General features: G+C 74.7%; 22 protein-coding genes. 6 read left to right on the forward strand and 16 right to left on the reverse strand.

The annotated features are described in order from the left end of the window. Positions 1 to 12: 12 nt before the first annotated feature. Together rdgB and rph are read right to left on the reverse strand one after the other, a co-directional pair. Positions 13 to 624, reverse strand: coding sequence for an RdgB/HAM1 family non-canonical purine NTP pyrophosphatase (gene rdgB / locus ACK586_RS09210; protein WP_409330172.1), 612 nt, complete (start codon positions 622 to 624; stop codon positions 13 to 15). Continuing rightward, a complete protein-coding gene (gene rph, locus ACK586_RS09215; protein WP_409330173.1) occupies positions 621 to 1,367 on the reverse strand; it encodes a ribonuclease PH in 747 nt (248 codons plus the stop codon). The genes rdgB and rph overlap by 4 nt, the downstream gene beginning before the upstream one ends. A gap of 78 nt (positions 1,368 to 1,445) precedes the next feature. On the opposite strand from rph, the gene ACK586_RS09220 reads away from it, so the two are divergent. The 3 genes from ACK586_RS09220 (at position 1,446) to bcp (ending at position 3,319) form a co-directional block, all read left to right on the forward strand. Continuing rightward, positions 1,446 to 2,237, forward strand: coding sequence for a potassium channel family protein (locus ACK586_RS09220; RefSeq protein ID WP_409330174.1), 792 nt, complete (start codon positions 1,446 to 1,448; stop codon positions 2,235 to 2,237). A 49-nt stretch (positions 2,238 to 2,286) separates the two neighbouring features. Then, positions 2,287 to 2,691 carry a YjbQ family protein gene (locus tag ACK586_RS09225; RefSeq protein WP_409330175.1) on the forward strand — a complete coding sequence of 135 codons (405 nt, stop codon included), beginning with the start codon at positions 2,287 to 2,289 and terminating at the stop codon, positions 2,689 to 2,691. A 127-nt stretch (positions 2,692 to 2,818) separates the two neighbouring features. After that, a complete protein-coding gene (gene bcp, locus ACK586_RS09230) occupies positions 2,819 to 3,319 on the forward strand; it encodes a thioredoxin-dependent thiol peroxidase (protein ID WP_409330176.1) in 501 nt (166 codons plus the stop codon). 92 nt (positions 3,320 to 3,411) lie between these two features. Here bcp and ACK586_RS09235 read toward each other — a convergent pair whose 3' ends face one another. From ACK586_RS09235 to ACK586_RS09260, 6 genes are all read right to left on the reverse strand, one after another. Further along, positions 3,412 to 3,897: a DUF4262 domain-containing protein gene (locus ACK586_RS09235; protein WP_409330177.1), complete on the reverse strand. Its 486-nt coding sequence runs from the start codon at positions 3,895 to 3,897 to the stop codon at positions 3,412 to 3,414. 106 nt (positions 3,898 to 4,003) lie between these two features. Continuing rightward, entirely contained in the window at positions 4,004 to 4,981 is a 978-nt protein-coding gene (locus ACK586_RS09240) for a DNA polymerase domain-containing protein (protein WP_409330178.1), read from the reverse strand. Positions 4,982 to 5,053: 72 nt separating this feature from the next. Next, positions 5,054 to 5,791: an MBL fold metallo-hydrolase gene (locus ACK586_RS09245; RefSeq protein WP_409330179.1), complete on the reverse strand. Its 738-nt coding sequence runs from the start codon at positions 5,789 to 5,791 to the stop codon at positions 5,054 to 5,056. A gap of 141 nt (positions 5,792 to 5,932) precedes the next feature. Then, the gene (locus ACK586_RS09250) at positions 5,933 to 6,883 is read right to left on the reverse strand and encodes a PLP-dependent cysteine synthase family protein (RefSeq protein ID WP_409330180.1); all 951 of its coding nucleotides are present in this window, start codon (positions 6,881 to 6,883) and stop codon (positions 5,933 to 5,935) included. 48 nt (positions 6,884 to 6,931) lie between these two features. Then, a complete protein-coding gene (locus ACK586_RS09255; protein WP_409330181.1) occupies positions 6,932 to 7,210 on the reverse strand; it encodes a MoaD/ThiS family protein in 279 nt (92 codons plus the stop codon). A gap of 186 nt (positions 7,211 to 7,396) precedes the next feature. Further along, positions 7,397 to 7,870, reverse strand: a complete 474-nt coding sequence (locus ACK586_RS09260) for a M67 family metallopeptidase (RefSeq protein ID WP_409330182.1) — start codon at positions 7,868 to 7,870, stop codon at positions 7,397 to 7,399. A 130-nt stretch (positions 7,871 to 8,000) separates the two neighbouring features. Between ACK586_RS09260 and ACK586_RS09265 the strand changes: the two genes are divergently transcribed. Further along, entirely contained in the window at positions 8,001 to 8,357 is a 357-nt protein-coding gene (locus tag ACK586_RS09265) for a hypothetical protein (protein WP_409330183.1), read from the forward strand. On the opposite strand, the gene ACK586_RS09270 is transcribed toward ACK586_RS09265, so the two are convergent. Together ACK586_RS09270 and clpS are read right to left on the reverse strand one after the other, a co-directional pair. Further along, positions 8,296 to 8,793: a DUF2017 family protein gene (locus ACK586_RS09270; protein ID WP_409330184.1), complete on the reverse strand. Its 498-nt coding sequence runs from the start codon at positions 8,791 to 8,793 to the stop codon at positions 8,296 to 8,298. The genes ACK586_RS09265 and ACK586_RS09270 overlap by 62 nt on opposite strands. Next, positions 8,790 to 9,086, reverse strand: a complete 297-nt coding sequence (gene clpS / locus ACK586_RS09275; RefSeq protein ID WP_409330185.1) for an ATP-dependent Clp protease adapter ClpS — start codon at positions 9,084 to 9,086, stop codon at positions 8,790 to 8,792. The genes ACK586_RS09270 and clpS overlap by 4 nt, the downstream gene beginning before the upstream one ends. A 60-nt stretch (positions 9,087 to 9,146) precedes the next feature. Here clpS and ACK586_RS09280 point away from each other — a divergent pair, with 60 nt between their 5' ends. Together ACK586_RS09280 and ACK586_RS09285 are read left to right on the forward strand one after the other, a co-directional pair. Continuing rightward, positions 9,147 to 10,430 (forward strand): nicotinate phosphoribosyltransferase, encoded by a 1,284-nt coding sequence (locus ACK586_RS09280; RefSeq protein WP_409330186.1) that lies wholly within the window; start codon positions 9,147 to 9,149, stop codon positions 10,428 to 10,430. A gap of 29 nt (positions 10,431 to 10,459) precedes the next feature. Next, a complete protein-coding gene (locus tag ACK586_RS09285; protein WP_409330187.1) occupies positions 10,460 to 11,035 on the forward strand; it encodes a nicotinamidase in 576 nt (191 codons plus the stop codon). Positions 11,036 to 11,179: 144 nt separating this feature from the next. Here the strand turns inward: ACK586_RS09285 and serB are convergent, their stop codons facing one another. The 6 genes from serB to ACK586_RS09315 all read right to left on the reverse strand — a co-directional run bounded on the left by serB (position 11,180) and on the right by ACK586_RS09315 (position 17,834). Further along, on the reverse strand, positions 11,180 to 12,430 hold the full coding sequence (gene serB / locus ACK586_RS09290) for a phosphoserine phosphatase SerB (RefSeq protein WP_409330188.1): 1,251 nt from the start codon (positions 12,428 to 12,430) through the stop codon (positions 11,180 to 11,182). Positions 12,431 to 12,560: 130 nt separating this feature from the next. Next, entirely contained in the window at positions 12,561 to 14,318 is a 1,758-nt protein-coding gene (gene ctaD / locus ACK586_RS09295; RefSeq protein WP_409330189.1) for an aa3-type cytochrome oxidase subunit I, read from the reverse strand. Between the two features lie 78 nt (positions 14,319 to 14,396). After that, positions 14,397 to 15,257 (reverse strand): putative RNA methyltransferase, encoded by an 861-nt coding sequence (locus tag ACK586_RS09300; protein WP_409330190.1) that lies wholly within the window; start codon positions 15,255 to 15,257, stop codon positions 14,397 to 14,399. Further along, positions 15,254 to 15,757: a metallophosphoesterase family protein gene (locus ACK586_RS09305; RefSeq protein ID WP_409330191.1), complete on the reverse strand. Its 504-nt coding sequence runs from the start codon at positions 15,755 to 15,757 to the stop codon at positions 15,254 to 15,256. The genes ACK586_RS09300 and ACK586_RS09305 overlap by 4 nt, the downstream gene beginning before the upstream one ends. Before the next feature lie 50 nt (positions 15,758 to 15,807). Next, entirely contained in the window at positions 15,808 to 16,767 is a 960-nt protein-coding gene (locus ACK586_RS09310) for a cytochrome c oxidase assembly protein (protein WP_409330192.1), read from the reverse strand. A gap of 122 nt (positions 16,768 to 16,889) precedes the next feature. Further along, positions 16,890 to 17,834: a cation diffusion facilitator family transporter gene (locus ACK586_RS09315; protein WP_409330193.1), complete on the reverse strand. Its 945-nt coding sequence runs from the start codon at positions 17,832 to 17,834 to the stop codon at positions 16,890 to 16,892. Positions 17,835 to 17,936 lie beyond the last annotated feature (102 nt).

Here is a 17,936-nt window from a genome sequence, read left to right on the forward strand (position 1 = left end):
GGGTGCTGCGCCTCAGCGTCCCCCGAGCGCCCCGGCGACCACCGGGACCAGGGCCGCGAAGGCCTGCGCCCGGTGGCTCCTCGCGTCCTTCTCCGCAGGGTCGAGCTCGGCGCTGGTGAGCTCGAGCCCGTCCGGCACGAACACCGGGTCGTAGCCGAAGCCGTGGGTGCCCCGCTCCGCGCGGACGACCCGGCCCCGCCACTCGCGCTGCACGACTTCCTCGGCGCCCTCCGGCGTCACGAGCGCGGCGGCGCAGACGAACGCCGCGCCGCGTCGCTCGTCGGGCACGTCGGCGATCTGGGCGAGCAGCAGCGCGGTGTTGGCGCGGTCGTCGCCGTGCCGCCCCGACCAGCGCGCCGACAGGATCCCGGGCATGCCGTTGAGGGCGTCCACGGTGATGCCCGAGTCGTCGGCGACCGCCGGCAGGCCGGTGTACCGCACCGCTTCCCGGGCCTTGAGCAGGGCGTTCTCCGCGAAGGTCGCCCCGGTCTCGGGTGCCTCGGGGTACTCGGGCACGTCGCGCAGCCCGACGACCTCGACCCCCGGGACGGCACCGGCGAGCAGCCGCTGCAGCTCCGCGAGCTTCCCGGCGTTGCGGGTGGCCAGGACCAGCCGGGCGGTCATGCCGACAGCGCCCGCTGCTGGATCGCGGTGAGCTCCGCGCAGCCGGCGACGGCGAGGTCGAGCAGCGCGTCGAGCGTCGGCCGGTCGAACACCGCCCCCTCCGCCGTCCCCTGCACCTCGACGAAACCGCCGTTGCCGGTGCACACGACGTTCATGTCCGTGCCGGCCCGCACGTCCTCCTCGTAGGCGAGGTCCAGCCGCGGCTCGCCGTCGACGACGCCGACGCTGACCGCCGCGACGGATTCCACGATCGCCGTCGGCTTCGCGAGCTTGCGCCGCTCCCCCAGCCACGAGACGGCATCGGCGAGGGCCACGTACGCGCCGGTGATCGCCGCGGTCCGGGTGCCGCCGTCGGCCTGGAGGACGTCGCAGTCCACGGCGATGCTGTTCTCGCCCAGCGCACCGAGGTCGATGGCGGCGCGCAGCGAGCGGCCGATCAGCCGGCTGATCTCGTGCGTGCGGCCACCGATGCGGCCCTTCACCGACTCGCGGTCACCGCGGGTGTGCGTCGCTCGCGGCAGCATGGCGTACTCCGCGGTCACCCAGCCCAGGCCCGAGCCCTTGCGCCAGCGGGGCACGCCCTCGGTCACGCTCGCGGCGCACAGCACCCGGGTGCGGCCGAACTCCACGAGCACCGATCCCTCGGCGTGGTCCAGCCAGTTGCGGGTGATCGACACCGGACGCAACTGGTCGGCGGCGCGGCCGTCGGGGCGGGACGTCGGGCTCTGCGGCGCGGGGGTCACGTGAGCCGACAGTAGTGCGCCCTCCGTCCCGGCACGCCGGGAACGGGGGCGCGCGCAGCGTCGCTAGCGTGGCCGGACATGGCGACCACCCCCGCGTCCGAGGAACGCCGGCTGCGTTGGGAGGCCCGCACCGAGTGGCCGCTGATCCTCGCGGCCGTGCTGTTCCTCGCGGCCTACGCCTGGCCGATCATCGACCCGGACCTGTCCCCGACCCGGGCGGCGCTCTGCGCGGCGGTGACGTGGGCGACGTGGGGCATGTTCGCGGCCGACTACCTGGTGCGCCTGGCGCTGGCCGGTCACCGGTGGCGCTTCCTCCGGTCGACCCCGCTGGACCTGGCGGTCGTCGTCCTCCCGGTGCTGCGGCCGCTGCGGCTGCTGCGGCTCGTGACGCTGCTGTCGGTGCTCAACCGGCATGCCGGGCGATCCCTGCGCGGCCGGGTGATGATCTACGTGGTCGGGGCGACGTCGCTGGTCATGTTCGTCGCCGCGCTGGCCCTCCTCGACGCCGAGCGCGGCGCCCCGGACGGCAACGTGGACAGTTTCGGTGACGCCCTGTGGTGGTCCTTCGCGACCGTGACCACGGTGGGCTACGGCGACCGGTACCCGGTCACCGTGCAGGGCCGGGTGGTCGCGGCCGGGCTCATGCTGGCCGGCATCGCGCTGCTCGGCGTCGTCACGGCCACGCTCGCGTCGTGGCTGGTCGAGCGGGTGCGGCAGGTCGGCGAGGAGTCGGAGGCGGTGACCCGCGGCGACCTGCGCGCGCTCACGGCCGAGCTCGCGAGGTTGCGCGCCCAGGTGGCCGCACTGCCGGCGGGGACGCCCTTCGGCGCCGACGGGGACGCGCACCGGAGCCCGTCCCCGCCGGGGTGACCTCCCCGCCCGCCCGGCCGGCGACGGCCGGCCACGGCAGGATCGGCGCATGCGATCCGAGCTCCGCTCCGTCCGGACCGGCGGGGCGCCCGCCGTCGTCGACCTGACCGACGAGTGCGCCGAGTTCGTCTCCGGCGAGGCCGACGGGCTGCTGCAGGTCTTCGTGCCGCACGCGACCGCCGGCGTGGCGATCATCGAGACCGGCTCCGGCAGCGACCCGGACCTGCTCGCCGCGCTCGACGAGCTGCTCCCCCGCGACGACCGCTGGCGGCACCGCCACGGCAGCCCCGGCCACGGCCGCGACCACGTGCTCCCGGCCTTCGTGCCACCGCACGCGACCGTGCCGGTGCTGGAGGGGCGGCTCCAGCTGGGGACCTGGCAGCGGATCTGCCTGGTCGACACGAACCAGGACAACCCGCAGCGGCACGTGCGGCTGTCGTTCCTCGCCGGCTGACCACCGCGGTCCGCTCCTCCGGCGGCCTCCGGTGGGCCTCCGGTGGGTGTCGCCCGACGGGTGTCCCGCAGCGCGGCCGTCGCGCCCGGCGTGGAGCGGGCAGGCCGGGCACGGCAGGATGCGCGGCATGACCGACACCGCCGCCACTCAGGACGCCGCGCCCGTCCGCCTGTCCCCCGGTGACCCGGCGCCGGACTTCACGCTGCCCGATGCCGACGGCAACCCGGTCTCGCTGGCCGACCACCGCGGGCGCCGCGTGATCGTGTACTGCTACCCGGCGGCGCTCACCCCCGGCTGCACCACCCAGGCGGTGGACTTCACCGCCGCGGCCGGGGAGCTGGCCGAGGCCGGGCTGGACATCATCGGCATCTCGCCCGACCCGCCGGCCCAGCTGCTGCGCTTCCGGGAGAAGGAGCAGCTGGGCATCACGCTGGTGTCCGACGTCGACAAGTCGGTGCTCACCGCCTACGGCGCCTTCGGCCCCAAGAAGCTGTACGGCAAGGAGGTCATCGGCGTGATCCGGTCGACCTTCGTGATCGACGGCGAGGGCCGCATCGAGAGGGCCGCCTACAACGTCAAGGCCACCGGCCACGTCGCCAAGCTGCGCCGGGACCTCGGCCTGGGCTGACCTCGCGCACGGTTCGCGGCCGAGCCGGCCACCTGGCCCCCCGTGCCGACGACGATCCTCCCGCTGCGCGCCGGATCACGACACCCCTCCGGTCACGCCGCCCAGGTGCCCGGCCGAGGCTGGCAGGTCGGCGGGCACGGGTAGCCGTCGTCCCAGGGGTAGCGCCCGTCGGCGTGCGGCCAGGCCAGCTGGTAGGCGGGCACGGAGTGCTCCGGCGGCCGGCAGTACCAGCGGTTGGCGCCGAGCACGACGTCGCCGGGGTTGGGGCAGGTCTCCACCACCAGCTCGCGCACCCCGTCGTCGCCGCGGAGGACCTCACCGGGGACCAGGTCCCGGCCCGCGGCGACCAGCCCGGCGGCCCACTGGAGCATCGCGTGCGCCGCCTCGGGGCCGACGCCGACCACCACCAGTTCCGGGTGGCCCAGGCCGAACAGGCCGATGGTGTAGGCGAAGGCCGGCTGGCCGGGCTCCTCGCCGGGGCCGACGTGCTGCACCGCCCAGCGGTGCTCGCGGATCACGGCGGCGAGGTGGGCGTCCTCCTGGTCGAGCCAGGCGGTGGTCTGCGGGTCGAGGGACATGGCCCCAGCCTGGCCGCCGGGGATGCCGGGATGCCGCCGGCCGGCGCCCGGGGTGTGGACGGCGCCGCTCCTGGGTGCAGGCGCCGGGAACCGTCGTCCCCGCGTGCTACGCCCCGCCACCCGCCTGTTCGGTCCCCTGCTCGCCGGCCTGCCGCGCGCGGGCGCGGCGGCGGCCCTCGTGCATGGCCGCGACCCGCGCCACCGGGATGGTGTGGCCCTCGGCCACCACGTCGGCCGGCAGCCGCTGGGGTTCGGGCAGCGCCGTCGCCCACGGGTCCCCGGGTCCGAGCAGCTCGGCCGCCGTCGTCACCGTGACCCGGCCGGGGTCGGCGTCGTCGAGATCGGCCCAGGCGACCGGGGCCGAGACCGGCAGGCCCGGGCGGATCCGCGGGCTGTAGGCGGCCACGATCGTCGTCGTGCCCGACCGGGTGGAGTCCACGAACACCCGCCCGTGCCGGTCCTCCTTGATGTAGGCGGTCGTGGCCAGCTCCGGATCCAGCCGCTCGGCACGGGCGGCCAGCGCCCGGGTGGCGGCCGCGGCGTCGACCGGGTCGGCGTCCCGGATCGGGACGACCACGTGCACGCCCTTGGAGCCGCTCGTCTTGACCGCCCCGGCCAGACCGGCGTCGGACAGGGCGCGCCGCACGACGTGCGCGGTGCGCACCACCACGTCGAACCCGGCCCCCTCGGGCGGATCGAGGTCGAGGACCAGCCCGGTCGGGCCCGCGGCCCCGGCCGGCAGGAAGGGCACGTGGAACTCCACCGCACGCTGGTTCGCCAGCCACAGCAGCGTGCGGCGGTCGTCGCACAGCACCTGGTGGATCTCCCGGTGGGTCGAGGCCGACCAGACCGGCACGGTGCGCACCCAGCCCGGGGCGCCCTTGGGCACGTTGCGCTGCATGAACGGTGCCGAGCCCGGGCGCACCCGCATCACCGACAGCGGCCGGCCGGCGAGCAGCGGGACGAGCCGGTCGGCGAAGGCGTCGAGGTGGTCGACCAGGTCGCCCTTGGTCACCCCGAGCCCGTCGCCCAGCGGTGAGGCCAGCGAGGTCAGCCGGACGCCGTCCCGTTCGTCATCGACCACCCGGCCACCGTGCCGCCCCGGACCGACCCGGGCAAGGCGGAGCGGCTCTGCGTCCCTCGGTCCCCGGGCGACCTAGACGTCGTAGCTCGCGCCGGGCCGGACCAGCTCGGCGGCCGGGAACGCGGCGCGGGCGGCCGCCAGCTGCGCGGCCGGGTCGACCCAGGCGGGCACGTGCGTGACCAGCAGCCGGCCGACGCCGGCGGTGGCCGCGAGCTCGCCGGCCTGCCGGCCGGTCATGTGCAGGGCCGGCGGCTGCTCGGGGCCGTCGGGGTGGGCGGCCTCGGCCAGCAGCACGTCCGCCCCGCCGGCGAGGGCGGCGACGCGGGCACTGGGGCCGGTGTCACCGGTGTAGACCAGCGACGAGCCGCCGGCGGTCAGCCGGACGGCGTGGCACTCGATGGGGTGCTCGGTCCGCGCGGTGCGCAGCTCGAACGGGCCGAGCCGGTCGGTCGCCGGCGCCGGGCGGAAGTCGAAGACGTCGGTCAGCGGCTTGCCGCCCTCCTCGCAGATCACCGCCAGGCGCTGGTCGGCGCCCGGCGGCGCGACGAGCGGGATCCGGCGGCCCGGGCTGCGGCCCGACCAGCGGTGCCAGACGACGAGGGGCGCGACGTCCATGCAGTGGTCGGCGTGCAGGTGGCTGAGGTAGACCGCGTCGACCGAGCCGGGGTCCACGATCGCCTGCAGTGGCCCGAACGCCCCGTTGCCCAGGTCCACGAGCACGCGGAAGCCCTCGTGCTCCACCAGGTAGCAGGAAGCCGCCGACGCCGGCCCCGGTCCGCTGCCCGAGCAGCCGACGACCGTCAGCCTCACCGATGCCCCCGCGTCCGCATGGTGGGGAAGGCTAGTGGCCCCGGCGCAGGACCCTGCGCCGAGCCCGCGACGTGCTGGAGCGGCCCCCTCGCCGAGGCCTGCTGCGAGCGCAGCGAGGTGTGGGGGCGAGGGGGTCCCCGCTCAGGCCCAGAGCTGGCCCTCCAGGGCCGACGTCGCCTCGTCGAGGGTGCCGGCGTAGGCGCCGGTGGACAGGTACTTCCAGCCGCCGTCGCAGACGATGAAGACGATGTCGGCCCTGCGGCCGGCGGCGACCTCCTTGTCGGCGATGCCGAGCGCGGCGTGCAGGATGGCCCCGGTCGAGATGCCGGCGAAGATGCCCTCCCGCTCGACGAGCTGGCGGGTGCGGTGGACGGCGTCCTCCGGCCCGACGCTGAACCGGGAGTCCAGCAGCGAGGCGTCGTACAGCTCCGGGATGAACCCCTCGTCGATGTTGCGCAGCCCGTAGACCAGCTCCCCGTAGCGCGGCTCCGCGGCGACCACCTGCACGCCCGGCTTGTGCTCGCGGAAGTACCGGGAGCAGCCCATGAGGGTGCCGGTGGTGCCCAGACCCGCCACGAAGTGGGTGATCGACGGCAGGTCCGCGAGGATCTCCGGCGCCGTGCCGGTGTAGTGCGCCTCGGCGTTGGCCGGGTTCCCGTACTGGTAGAGCATCACCCAGTCGTCGTGCTCGGCCGCCAACTGCTTGGCCATCGCCACGGCCTGGTTGGAGCCACCGGCGGCCGGCGAGCTGATGATCTGCGCGCCGTACATCTCCAGCAGCTGGCGCCGCTCGATCGAGGTGTTCTCCGGCATCACGCACACGAGCCGGTAGCCGCGCTGCCGGGCGACCATCGCCAGCGAGATGCCGGTGTTGCCGCTGGTCGGCTCGAGGATGGTGGCCCCCGGCTGCAGCAACCCGTCCTTCTCCGCCGCCTCGATCATCGAGATCGCCGCGCGGTCCTTGATCGACCCCGTCGGGTTGTGGTCCTCGAGCTTGGCCCACAGCCGGACGTCGGGGGTCGGCGACAACCGGGGCAGCCCCACGAGCGGGGTGCCGCCGAGGGAGTCGACGAGGGAGGCGTAGCGCGCCATGGCAGGGCTCTTCCGGACGGGGTCGGGGACGGACGGTGGCGCGACGGCTCAGCAGCCGCCGGCGACCGCCGGGAGGATGGTGACCGAGTCGCCGTCCTTGACCTGGGTGTCGAGCGCACCGGTGAAGCGCACGTCCTCGTCGTTGACGTAGACGTTCACGAAGCGGTGCAGCTTGCCCTCCTCGGTGACGAGGCGGTTCTTCAGGCCGGGGTGCTGGCCGTCGAGGTCGTCGACGAGCGCGCCGAGGGTGGCGCCGCTGCCCTGCACGGTCTTGGCCCCACCGGTGTGGGTGCGCAGGATGGTCGGGATCCGGACCTCGATGGCCATGGCGTGCGGTTCTCCTCTGCGGGGTCTTGCGGGATGCGGGCACCGCTGCGCGGCAGCGGGGTGGTGCGTCTGTGCGGGCAACGCCCACCCGCCGCCGGGGATTCCGGTCGACGCACGGTCGGCCCGTGGCCCCCTGCAGGGACCCGCGGCGCGCGGAGCGCGTCGTGGGGAGCAGGGGGTCCTCTGTCAGTCGTAGACGACGGTGGTCGGCGAGTGGCCGAACAGGTAGGACTCGACGACCTCGACGTCCTCCTCGGTGACCTGACCGTCGACGATGCGGAAGCTGCGGAACTCGACCTCGTCACCGGCCAACCCCGTCTGCTCCCCGTGGTGGCGGGTCGACACCAGCACGTAGTGGGCCTCGGGCTCGGAGGCGTAGCTGATGTCGGTGCGCGAGGGATATGCCTCGGTCGCGGTGTGCGAGTGGTAGATGACGACCGGCACCTCGTCCCGGTCGTCCATGGCCCGGTACAGCCGCAGCAGGTCGCCGGAGTCGAACTCGTAGAACGTGGGCGAGCGGGCCGCGTTGAGCATCGGGATGAACCGCTCGGGGCGGTCGCTGCCCTCGGGGCCGGCGACGACGCCACAGGCCTCGTCCGGGTGGTCCTCCCGGGCATGGGCCACGATGGCGTCGTAGATCGCGCGGTCGATGCGCAGCACGGCGCCCAGTCTAGGCGCCCCCCTCCGCGGCCCTCTGCCGTCCTCCCGCCGGGGGATCTGCCCGGACGTGGGCGACGCCGCACCCCGCGGCCGACGTCGCCCCACCCGGCAGGGGTTACGGTCTCGTGTCGTGCTGGTGAACCTGCTCCTGGCCGCCGTGGTGGCGCTGCTCGCGCTCCCGGCGCTGTACCTGGGCGCCCGGGGGCTGCTCGGGCGCCGGGGCCGGTTCAGCGGCGACCCGGGGACCGACCGGTTCACGCTGGTCGTGCTCGTGGTGCTGCGGGTTCTGGCCCTGCTCCTGCTCCTGGGCTGCGCCGGGCTGACGTTGGTGTCGACGATCGGCGCGACGGTCCAGGACGTCGACCTGCACGGTTTCGTCTACGTGTTCTTCGCGCTGAGCGTGCTGCTCGCGGTGCTGGTGCTGGTTACCTTCGGCCGGCGCGCCCGGAGGCGAGGGAGTCCACGAGCGACCCCTGCACGGCGGTGAGCCAGTAGTAGACGGCGAGCTGCTGGTCGGTCTCGCCGGCCAGGTCCATCGGCGGCTCGGTGTCGGCGTCGACGCCCAGCCGGGTGCCCAGCGCCAGCCGCAGGTCGTTGGTGGTGCGCAGCCACGCCTCCGCCTGGTCGGCGTCCAGCCGCACCTGGCCGCCCTCGGCCGGCAGGGTGGCCCGGACCGTGGCCAGGTCCTCGGCCTTCCCGGCGACCAGGCCGGTGCGGGTCAGCTCGCGGTACTCGGCGGCCAGGCGCGGGTCGCCGCGGTGCCCCTCGGGCAGCAACCGGGCGAGGACCTCGTCGCCCTCGACGTCGTCCTGCTCGCCGGTGAGCAGCTGCTCGAGCTGGTCGAGCAGCAGCCCGACGATGCCGGCCTCGGCGGGGTCCAGGCGGGCGACGTGCTCGTCACCCTTCCGCCGGAAGGGCCTCACGAGTCCTTCTGGTAGCTCGCCCACAGCCCGTAGGCGTGCAGCCGGCTGGTGTCGTGCTCCATCCGCTCGCGCGGTCCGGAGCTGACGATCGCCTTGCCCTCGTGGTGCACCTGCAGCATCAGCTCCGTGGCCTTCGCCTCGTCGTAGCCGAACAGCTCCTGGAAGACGTACGTGACGTAGGTCATCAGGTTGACCGGGTCGTCCCAGACGATGGTCACCCAGGGACGGTCGAGGTCGTTCTCCTCCTCGACGACGGTCTCGGGCGTCCGTGTCGGCGCGAGCGGTCCGGCCACGCCGTAGAGCTTAAGGCGCCCGGCAGGTCGGGGCGCCCGGGCCTGCCTAGGCTCGGGCCCATGCCGACCGGAACCGCCCTGCTCACCGACCGGTACGAGCTGACGATGGTCGCCGCCGCCCTGGCCGACGGCACCGCCGACCGCGACTGCGTCTTCGAGGTGTTCGCCCGCCGCCTGCCGCACGGCCGGCGCTACGGAGTGGTCGCGGGCACCGGCCGGCTGCTGGAGGCGCTGCCCGCCTTCCGCTTCGGCGACGAGGAGCTCGCCACGCTGCGCGCCCAGGGCGTGACCGACGCCCGGCTGCTGGACTGGCTGGCCGACTTCCGCTTCCGCGGGGACGTCGACGGCTACGCCGAGGGCGAGTTCTTCTTCCCCGGGTCCCCGGTGCTCACGGTGCGCGCGCCCTTCGCCGAGGGCGTGCTGCTGGAGACGCTGGTGCTGTCGGTGCTCAACCACGACAGCGCGATCGCGTCGGCCGCGGCCCGCATGGTCGGTGCCGCCTGCGACCGGCCGGTCATCGAGATGGGGTCGCGCCGCACCCACGAGCGGGCCGCCGTGGCGGCGGCCCGGGCCGCCTCGCTGGTGGGCTTCGCCTCCAGCTCCAACCTCGAGGCGGGTCGCCGCTACGGCGTCGCGACCACCGGCACCAGCGCGCACGCCTTCACGCTGCTGCACGACGACGAGGCCTCGGCGTTCCGGGCGCAGGTGGCGACCCTCGGCCGCGGCACCACGCTGCTGGTGGACACCTACGACGTCGAGCAGGGCATCCGCACCGCCGTCGAGGTGGCCGGACCCGAGCTCGGCGCCATCCGGCTGGACTCCGGGGACCTGCCCACCCTGGCCACGCGCGCCCGCGAGCTGCTCGACTCCCTCGGCGCGACGCGGACCCGCATCATCGTCACCAGCGACCTCGACGAGTACGCGATCGCGGGACTCATGGCCGCGCCGGTCGACGGATACGGCGTCGGGACCTCGCTGGTCACCGGGTCCGGGGCGCCGACCGCCGGGATGGTCTACAAGCTGGTCGAGCGCGACGGCGTCCCGGTGGCCAAGCGGTCCGAGGGCAAGAACTCCGTGGGCGGGCGCAAGCACGCCGTCCGCCGGCACGACGCCGCCGGGACGGCGACCGCGGAGGTCGTGTGCAGTGCCCCGATCGAGCCCCGGGACGGCGACCGGCAGCTGGTCGTCGACCTCGTACGCGGCGGCCGGGTGTGCCGCGAGCTGTCCCCGCCCGACGCGCTGGCCGAGGCCCGCGCGCACCACGAGCGGGTGCGGGCGACCATGCCCGCGGAGGCCTTCGCCCTCTCCCGCGGCGACTGCGCGATCGAGACCATCCACCAGTGACGACCCCGACTGCGACCCCGAGGACCCCCATGACCCGCGCCCTGCTGGTGATCGACGTCCAGAACGACTTCTGCGAGGGCGGCAGCCTCGCGGTGTCCGGTGGGGCCGACGTGGCCGCCGCCATCAGCGAGCACGCCCGGACGGCGGCCGGGGACTACGCCCACGTCGTCGCCACCCGGGATCACCACGTCGACCCCGGCGGGCACTTCTCGGCCTTGCCGGACTTCGTCGACAGCTGGCCGGCGCACTGCGTCGTCGGGACCGGCGGCGTGGAGCTGCACCCGCGGCTGGACCGCGACCCGATCGAGGCGGTGTTCGACAAGGGTGAGTACGCCGCTGCCTACTCCGGCTTCGAGGCGCGGTCGGAGGGGACGCCGCTGGCCGAGTGGCTGCGCGCCCGCGGGGTGGACGCCGTCGACGTCGTCGGCATCGCCACCGACCACTGCGTGCGCGCCACCGCCCTGGACGCCGTGGCGGAGGGCTTCGCCACGCGGGTGCTCCTGCCCCTCACCGCGGGCGTCTCCGAGGCGACCACCGAGGCCGCCCTCGACCAGCTCCGCACCGCGGGTGTCCAGCTCGAGGGGTCGGTGCACCGCCCGAGCTGAGCACGACCGCGACGTGACCGGAGCCGCTCCGCGGGCAGTGGTGCCCGAGTGGGACCCGGAGGGTTCCGCGAAGGGTGCGACGAAACGGCTCAGCGCAGCAGGCGGACGGCACCTGGCCGCGGTGTCGGCCGGTAGGCCGACAGATCACAGGGCGTCCAGTACTTCATCCCGCGTGAAGCCCAGGACCTGGAGGACGGCGTCCAGGTAGGGCTGGTTGAGCGCCGCGTGCGCCTGCTCCCGGACGACGGGCTTGGCGTTGAAGGCGATGCCCAGGCCGGCGGCGTTCAGCATGTCCAGGTCGTTCGCCCCGTCGCCGACCGCGACGGTCTGCTCGAGCGGGATGCCGTGCTGCGCGGCGAAGCGGGCCAGCGCGCGCGCCTTGCCGGCACGGTCGACGATCTCGCCGACCAGTCCCCCGGTCAGCCGGCCGTCGGAGACCTCGAGGGTGTTGGCCGCCGCGAAGTCCAGACCGAGGCTCTCGGCCAGCGGGTCGGTGATCTGCGTGAACCCGCCGCTGACGATGCCGCAGCGGAAGCCCAGCCGCTGCAGCGTGCGGATGAGCGTGCGGGCGCCGGGCGTGAGCACCAGCGCCTCGCGGACCTCGTCGAGCACCTCGACCGGCAACCCGGCGAGCGCCCCGACGCGGGCGCGCAGCGACTCGGCGAAGTCCAGCTCGCCGTTCATCGCGGCCGCGGTGATGCGTGCGACCTCGGCCGCCCGTCCGGCGCGGGCCGCCAGCTCGTCGATCACCTCGCCCCGGACGAGCGTCGAGTCGACGTCCAGGACGATCAGCCGCTTGCTCCGCCGGGCGAGGCCGACCTGCTCCACGGCGATGTCGGTGCCGGTCTCGGCGGCGACCTCGGCCAGCACGGTCCGCAGCTCGGTCGCCTCCGCCCCGGAGACGGTGAGCTCGAAGCTGGTGACCGGGACGTCGGACAGCCGGCGCACGGCGTCGATGTTGGCGCCCGCGCCCGCGATCGCGGCGGCCGCGCCCGCGACGGCGCCCGGCGTCACCGGCCGGCCCAGCAGGATCACGTGGTGCGGCCGGTCGCCGCCGGCAGCGGCGACGTCGGGGCCGGCCGGCTCGACCCCCACCTGCATGCCGGTCTCCTCGGCGACGCGCGCTGCCAGCCCGGTCAGGCGGGCGACCAGCGCCTGGTCGTCGCCCTCGCCGGCCGGCGCCGCGACGAGGACGCCGAGCACCAGCTGCCCGTGCACGACCACCTGCTCCACGTCGACGACCTCGACCCACGGCAGGCCGTCGGCGGGGGACGCCAGGGCCGCGAACAGCCGGGCGGTGACGCCGGGGCGGTCGGGCCCGCTCACGGTCAGGACGGCGCCGGGCCGGCCGGCGGTCTCCCGGGCGAGCGTGCGGGGGGCGGGGTCCAGCGACACGGCGCCATCGTGCCGCACCGCCCCCGGCGGCCCCGGCACCGGTCACCGCCGGGCCGCCGTGACGCGGCGACGCCCCGCCGGCCGGGAAGGCCGACGGGGCGTCGTCGCGGTGAGGTGCCGGAACAGGCGGCTAGGTGAAGTCGGGGTCGTTCTCGCCCTGACGCCGGCCGGCCGTCCCGCCGATCTCGCTGACACCGGCGTAGGGCTCCTGCCGCTTGCCGACGTGCGCCTCGCGGTGCAGGCGTTCCACGAGGTGCGGGTAGTGCGCCTCGAAGGCCGGCCGCTCGGACCGGATCCGCGGGATCGACACGAAGTTGTGCCGCGGCGGCGGCGAGGAGGTGGCCCACTCCAGCGAGTTGCCGTGGCCCCACGGGTCGTCGCGCAGGGCGAGCTTCCCGTACTTCCACGACTTGAACACGTTGTAGAGGAACGGGATGGTCGAGGCTCCGAGCACGAAGGACCCGATCGTGGAGACCGTGTTCAGGAACGCGAAGCCGTCGATGTCCTGGTAGTTCGCGTACCGGCGCGGGAAGCCCTCGCCGCCCAGCCAGTGCTGCACCAGGAACGTGGCGTGGAAGCCGACGAAGGTCAGCCAGAAGTGCAGCTTGCCGATCCGCTCGTCCATCATCCGGCCGGCCATCTTGGGGAACCAGAAGTAGATGCCGGCGTAGGCCGCGAACACCACGGTGCCGAAGACGACGTAGTGGAAGTGGGCGACGACGAAGTAACTGTCGTTGAGGTGCCAGTCCAGCGGCGGGCTGGCCAGCAGCACGCCGGTGAGCCCGCCGAGGAGGAAGGTGACCAGGAAGCCGAGCGAGAACAGCATCGGCGTCTCGAAGGTCATCTGGCCGCGCCACATGGTGCCGATCCAGTTGAAGAACTTGATGCCGGTCGGCACGGCGATCAGGTAGGTCATGAAGGCGAAGAAGGGCAGCAGCACCGCGCCGGTCGCGTACATGTGGTGCGCCCACACCGCGACGGACAGGACGGCGATCAGCAGCGTCGCCCCGACCATGCCCTTGTAGCCGAACAGCGGCTTGCGGCTGAAGACCGGGATGATCTCGGTGACGATGCCGAAGAACGGCAGCGCGATGATGTAGACCTCGGGGTGACCGAAGAACCAGAACAGGTGCTGCCACAGCATCGCCCCGCCGTTCTCGCGGGAGAAGATCAGCGCGCCGAGGTTGCGGTCGGCCAGCATGCCCATGATCGCCGCGGTCAGGATCGGGAACGCGAACAGGACCAGCAGGCTGGTGACCAGCGTGTTCCAGACGAAGATCGGCATCCGGAACAGGGTCATGCCCGGCGCCCGCAGGCAGACGATCGTGGCGATGAAGTTGACGGCACCCAGGATCGTGCCCAGACCGCTGACCGCCAGGCCGGCGAACCACAGGGTCGCGCCCGCGCCCGGGGAGTGGACCGCGTCGGACAGCGGCGCGTAGGCGTACCAGCCGAAGTCGGCCGCGCCGCTGGGCGTGAGGAAGCCGGAGACGGCGATGAGCGACCCGAAGGAGAACAGCCAGTACGACAGGGCGTTCAGCCGCGGGAAGGCGACGTCCGGGGCACCGATCTGCAGCGGCATGATCAGGTTCGCGAACGCGAAGAACAGCGGCGTCGCGAACATCAGCAGCATGACCGTGCCGTGCATCGTGACGAGCTGGTTGTACTGCTCGGGCGAGAGGTACTGCAGGCCCGGTTGCGCCAGCTCCCCGCGCATCAGCATGGCCATCAGCCCGCCGAGCATGAAGTAGGCGAACGAGGTGACCATGTACATCAGGCCGATGGTCTTGTGGTCGGTGGTCCGCAGCAGGTTCGAGACCCGCGAGCCCTTCTCGACCTCGCGAGCCGGGCTGGGCCGGCTCACGATCGGTGCTGGCGCGATCGTCACAGCGCGAGCTTAGACCGTGCCGCGGGCGGACCTCACGCCGACGCCGGGGCTCGGGATCACGGTGCGGTCACGGTGCGGTCACGCCGCCCGCAGCCAGCTGCTGACCTGCACGGACACGGTGACCCGGACCGGTTCCGCGAGCCCGGCCAGGCCGGCCGCGACGGCGCCGGGCGGCTGGTGCCGGGCGTGCGGGCCCATCCCGACGAGGGTGGCCACGGCCGGCCGCGGCAGCTCGAGGACCTCCCGGTGGACCGTCACCGCCCCCGGCTCCAGGTGGGGGGCCAGCGTGCCCGCCAGGCGGGCGTCCTTGTCGGGGTCCACGCGCAGCAGGCGCAGCGGGCCCACCAGCTCCGCGAGGTGGTCCGGCCCCGGCGTGACGACCACCAGCCGGCCGCCGGGCCGCAGCACCCGCGCGGTCTCGGGCCCGTTGCGGGGGGCGAAGACGCCGAGCACGCGGTCGACGGCGGCGTCGCGGACCGGCAGCCGGGCCCAGGCGTCGGCGACGACGGCGAGCACCCGCGGCGAGGCGGCGGCGGCCCGGCGGGCCGCGTACCGCGAGGCGTCCAGCACGACGCCGACCGCGCCGGGCAGCCGGTCGAGCACGGCGGCCAGGTGGTGGCCGGTGCCGCCGCCGAGGTCGAGCAGCGCGGCCGGCCGCGCCCCTGCCAGCGCCGCGTCGGCCAGCGCCGCGGTGACTCCGGCGAAGGCGCCCGAACCGAGGAAGGCCACGCGGTCGGCGACCATCTGCGCGGTGTCACCGGCCGCCGGCGCGCGCCCCGGCGGGAGGAGAGTGACGTGCCCCTGCCGGGCGCGGTCGAACGCGTGCCCGGCCGCGCAGCGCAGGCCCGTGTCGTCGTCGACCGGCGCGAGCGGTGCGGCGCACACCGGACAGGCCAGCAGGGCGACCGCGGCGGCGGGGAACGGCCGCCGTCCGCTCACCGGGGGATCCGGTGCAGGGTGACGTCGCGCAGCGCGCCGTCCTCGGCGACGGCGGTGAGGTACGTGCCGTGCGGCTGGCGGCGGCGGTCGGTGGGCGAGCCCGGGTTGAGCAGCCGCAGGCCGGTCGCAGCGGTGGTGTCCCACGGGATGTGGCTGTGCCCGAAGACCAGCACGTCGGTGTCGGGGAAGCGGGCCGCGCAGCGGGCCTCGCGGCCCTTCGCGTCGCCGGTCTCGTGGACGACGGCGAGCCGGACCCCCTCGACCTCCGCCCGGGCGACCTCCGGCAGGCGGGTGCGCAGCGGCCCGTGGTCGTTGTTCCCGTGCACCGCCAGCAGCCGCCGGGCGCGCCGCTCGATCTCGTCGAGGAGGGCGACGTCGACCCAGTCGCCGGCGTGCACCACCAGGTCGGCGGCCTCGACGGCCTCCCACAGCACTCCGGGCAGGTCGCGCGAGCGCCTGGGGACGTGCGTGTCGGCCGTCATGACCAGCGAGAGGGGCACGGATCGATGGTCGCAGGCCGGCTCGACGCCGTCCGCTCGACACCGTCCGGTCAGCGCCGGTCGGCCGCCATCGCCCTGAGGCGGGCGTTGTAGGCCTCGAGCTCCGCGTCCTCGGTGCGGTCGGCGGCGCGGTCCAGGCGCCGGGCGCGGCGCTCCTCCGAGCGCATCCAGGAGAACAGGACGACGGCGAGCACCAGCGCGGTCGGCAGCTCGCCGAAGGACCAGGCGATGCCTCCGGCCACGCCCTGGTCCTGCAGCGGGTCGATCCCCCAGCCGGCCGGCGGCTCGGCGAAGCTGTCGACCACCAGCGAGGTCGCCATCATCACGGCGACACCGAAGAAGGCGTGGAAGGGCACCGGCGCGAGCAGCTCGAGCATGCGGCCGCCGTGGCCGGTCTGCCGGGGCCACGGGTCCTGCGCGAGCACCGGCCCGAAGAACAGCAGCCCGGTGACGACGAAGTGGCAGAGCATGAACTGGTGCCCGACGGGCGAGGACATCAGGGCGTCGAAGACCGGGGTGAAGTAGATGCCGTAGAGGCTGGCGATGAACAGCGGCACGGTGAACAGCGGTGAGGCGACCGCCTGCGCCGGCCGGCTGTGCAGCCCGTCGAGCAGCAGCGCCCGCGGCGCCCCGGCCACTCCCTTGCCGCGGGGCAGCGCGCGCAGCGCGAGCGTGACCGGCGCCGCGACCAGCAGCAGCAGCGGCGAGAGCATCGACAGCACCATGTGCTGGGTCATGTGGACGCTGAACAGCACCATGCTGTAGCCGTTGAACCACGTGCCGGTGACCGCGACGATCGACAGGGTGCCCGCGGCCCAGGCGGCGGTCCGCCACCACGGCCAGGACACCCCGCTCCGGCGCAGCCGGGCGACGCCGACCAGGTAGAGGACCAGGCCGAGCAGGCTGAGCACCGGCAGCACCGACCACGCGTCCAGGTGCGGCAGGAACAGCCGCCCCGGCGACGGCGGTTCGCCGGGAACCCACATGCCCGAGTGGTGCCCGTGGTCCACCGCTTGCCTCCAGCCCCTGCCGACGTCGCCGTCCACTGTCCCACCTGGTGACGCGCTGCAGCGGCCGCCCTTCAGGGGCCCGCGCCGAGCCTGCGAGGCGTGGGGGGAAGGGTGGTCCTTCTTCAGTCGTGGACGGGGGCCTCGTGCGCGGCGTGGGTGGCGGGCTCGAGCTGGAACGTGCAGTGCGCCACGTCGAAGCAGTCACCGAGGCAGGCGCACAGGTCGTCGAGCACGCGGCCGCCGTGGCCGCCGGCGAGGGCCTCGTCGCTGACCACGACGTGAGCGGAGAGCACCGGCAGCCCCGAGGTGATCGTCCAGGCGTGCAGGTCGTGCACGGCCAGCACGCCGTCGACCCCCAGGATGTGGGCGCGCACCTGGTCGAGGTCCACCCCGCGCGGGGCCGCCTCGAGCAGCACGTCGAGGGCCTCGCGCAGCAGTGACCAGGCGCGGGGCAGGACCAGGGCTCCGATGAGCAGCGAGGCCACCGTGTCGGCCGGCGTCCACCCGGTGAGCGCGATGGTCAGCGCCGCGACGATCACGGCCACCGAGCCCAGGGCGTCGGAGAACACCTCGAGGTAGGCGCCGCGGATGTTCAGCGACTCCCCCCGCCCTCGGTGCAGCAGCCCCAGGCCGATCAGGTTCACGAGCAGGCCGGCGACGGCGGCGACCAGCATCACCGGCGCGTGCACGTCGGCCGGGGCGGAGACCCGGCGCACCGCCTCGACCACCACGTAGCCGCCGACGCCCAGCAGCAGCAGGCCGTTGGCGACGGCGGCGAGGATCTCGACCCGCTGCCAGCCGAAGGTGCGCCGCCCGCGCGGCGGCCGCTGGGCGAGCGAGACGGCACCCAGGGCCAGGCCGATGCCCAGCGCGTCGGTGGCCATGTGCCCGGCGTCGGCCAGCAGCGCGAGCGACCCGGAGACGACGGCCCCGGCCACCTCGGCGCCGAGGACGGCGAGGGTGAGCGCCAGCACCCACGCCAGCCGGCGGCGCTGACCGGCCGCGGCCGTGCCGTGGAGACCGTGGTCGTGACCGGAGGAGTGACCGTGCGCGTGCCCCGCACCCATCAGCGGCTCACCTCCCCGGGCCGTACCCCCCGGGAAGTGTGCCCGACGTCGGCCTCCCTGCAGGGGCCGCCACGAGCGTGCGAGTGGCGGGAAGCAGGGAGG

The sequence above is a fragment of the Trujillonella humicola genome (assembly GCF_046233715.1).
Taxonomy (GTDB): domain Bacteria; phylum Actinomycetota; class Actinomycetes; order Mycobacteriales; family Geodermatophilaceae; genus Trujillonella; species Trujillonella humicola.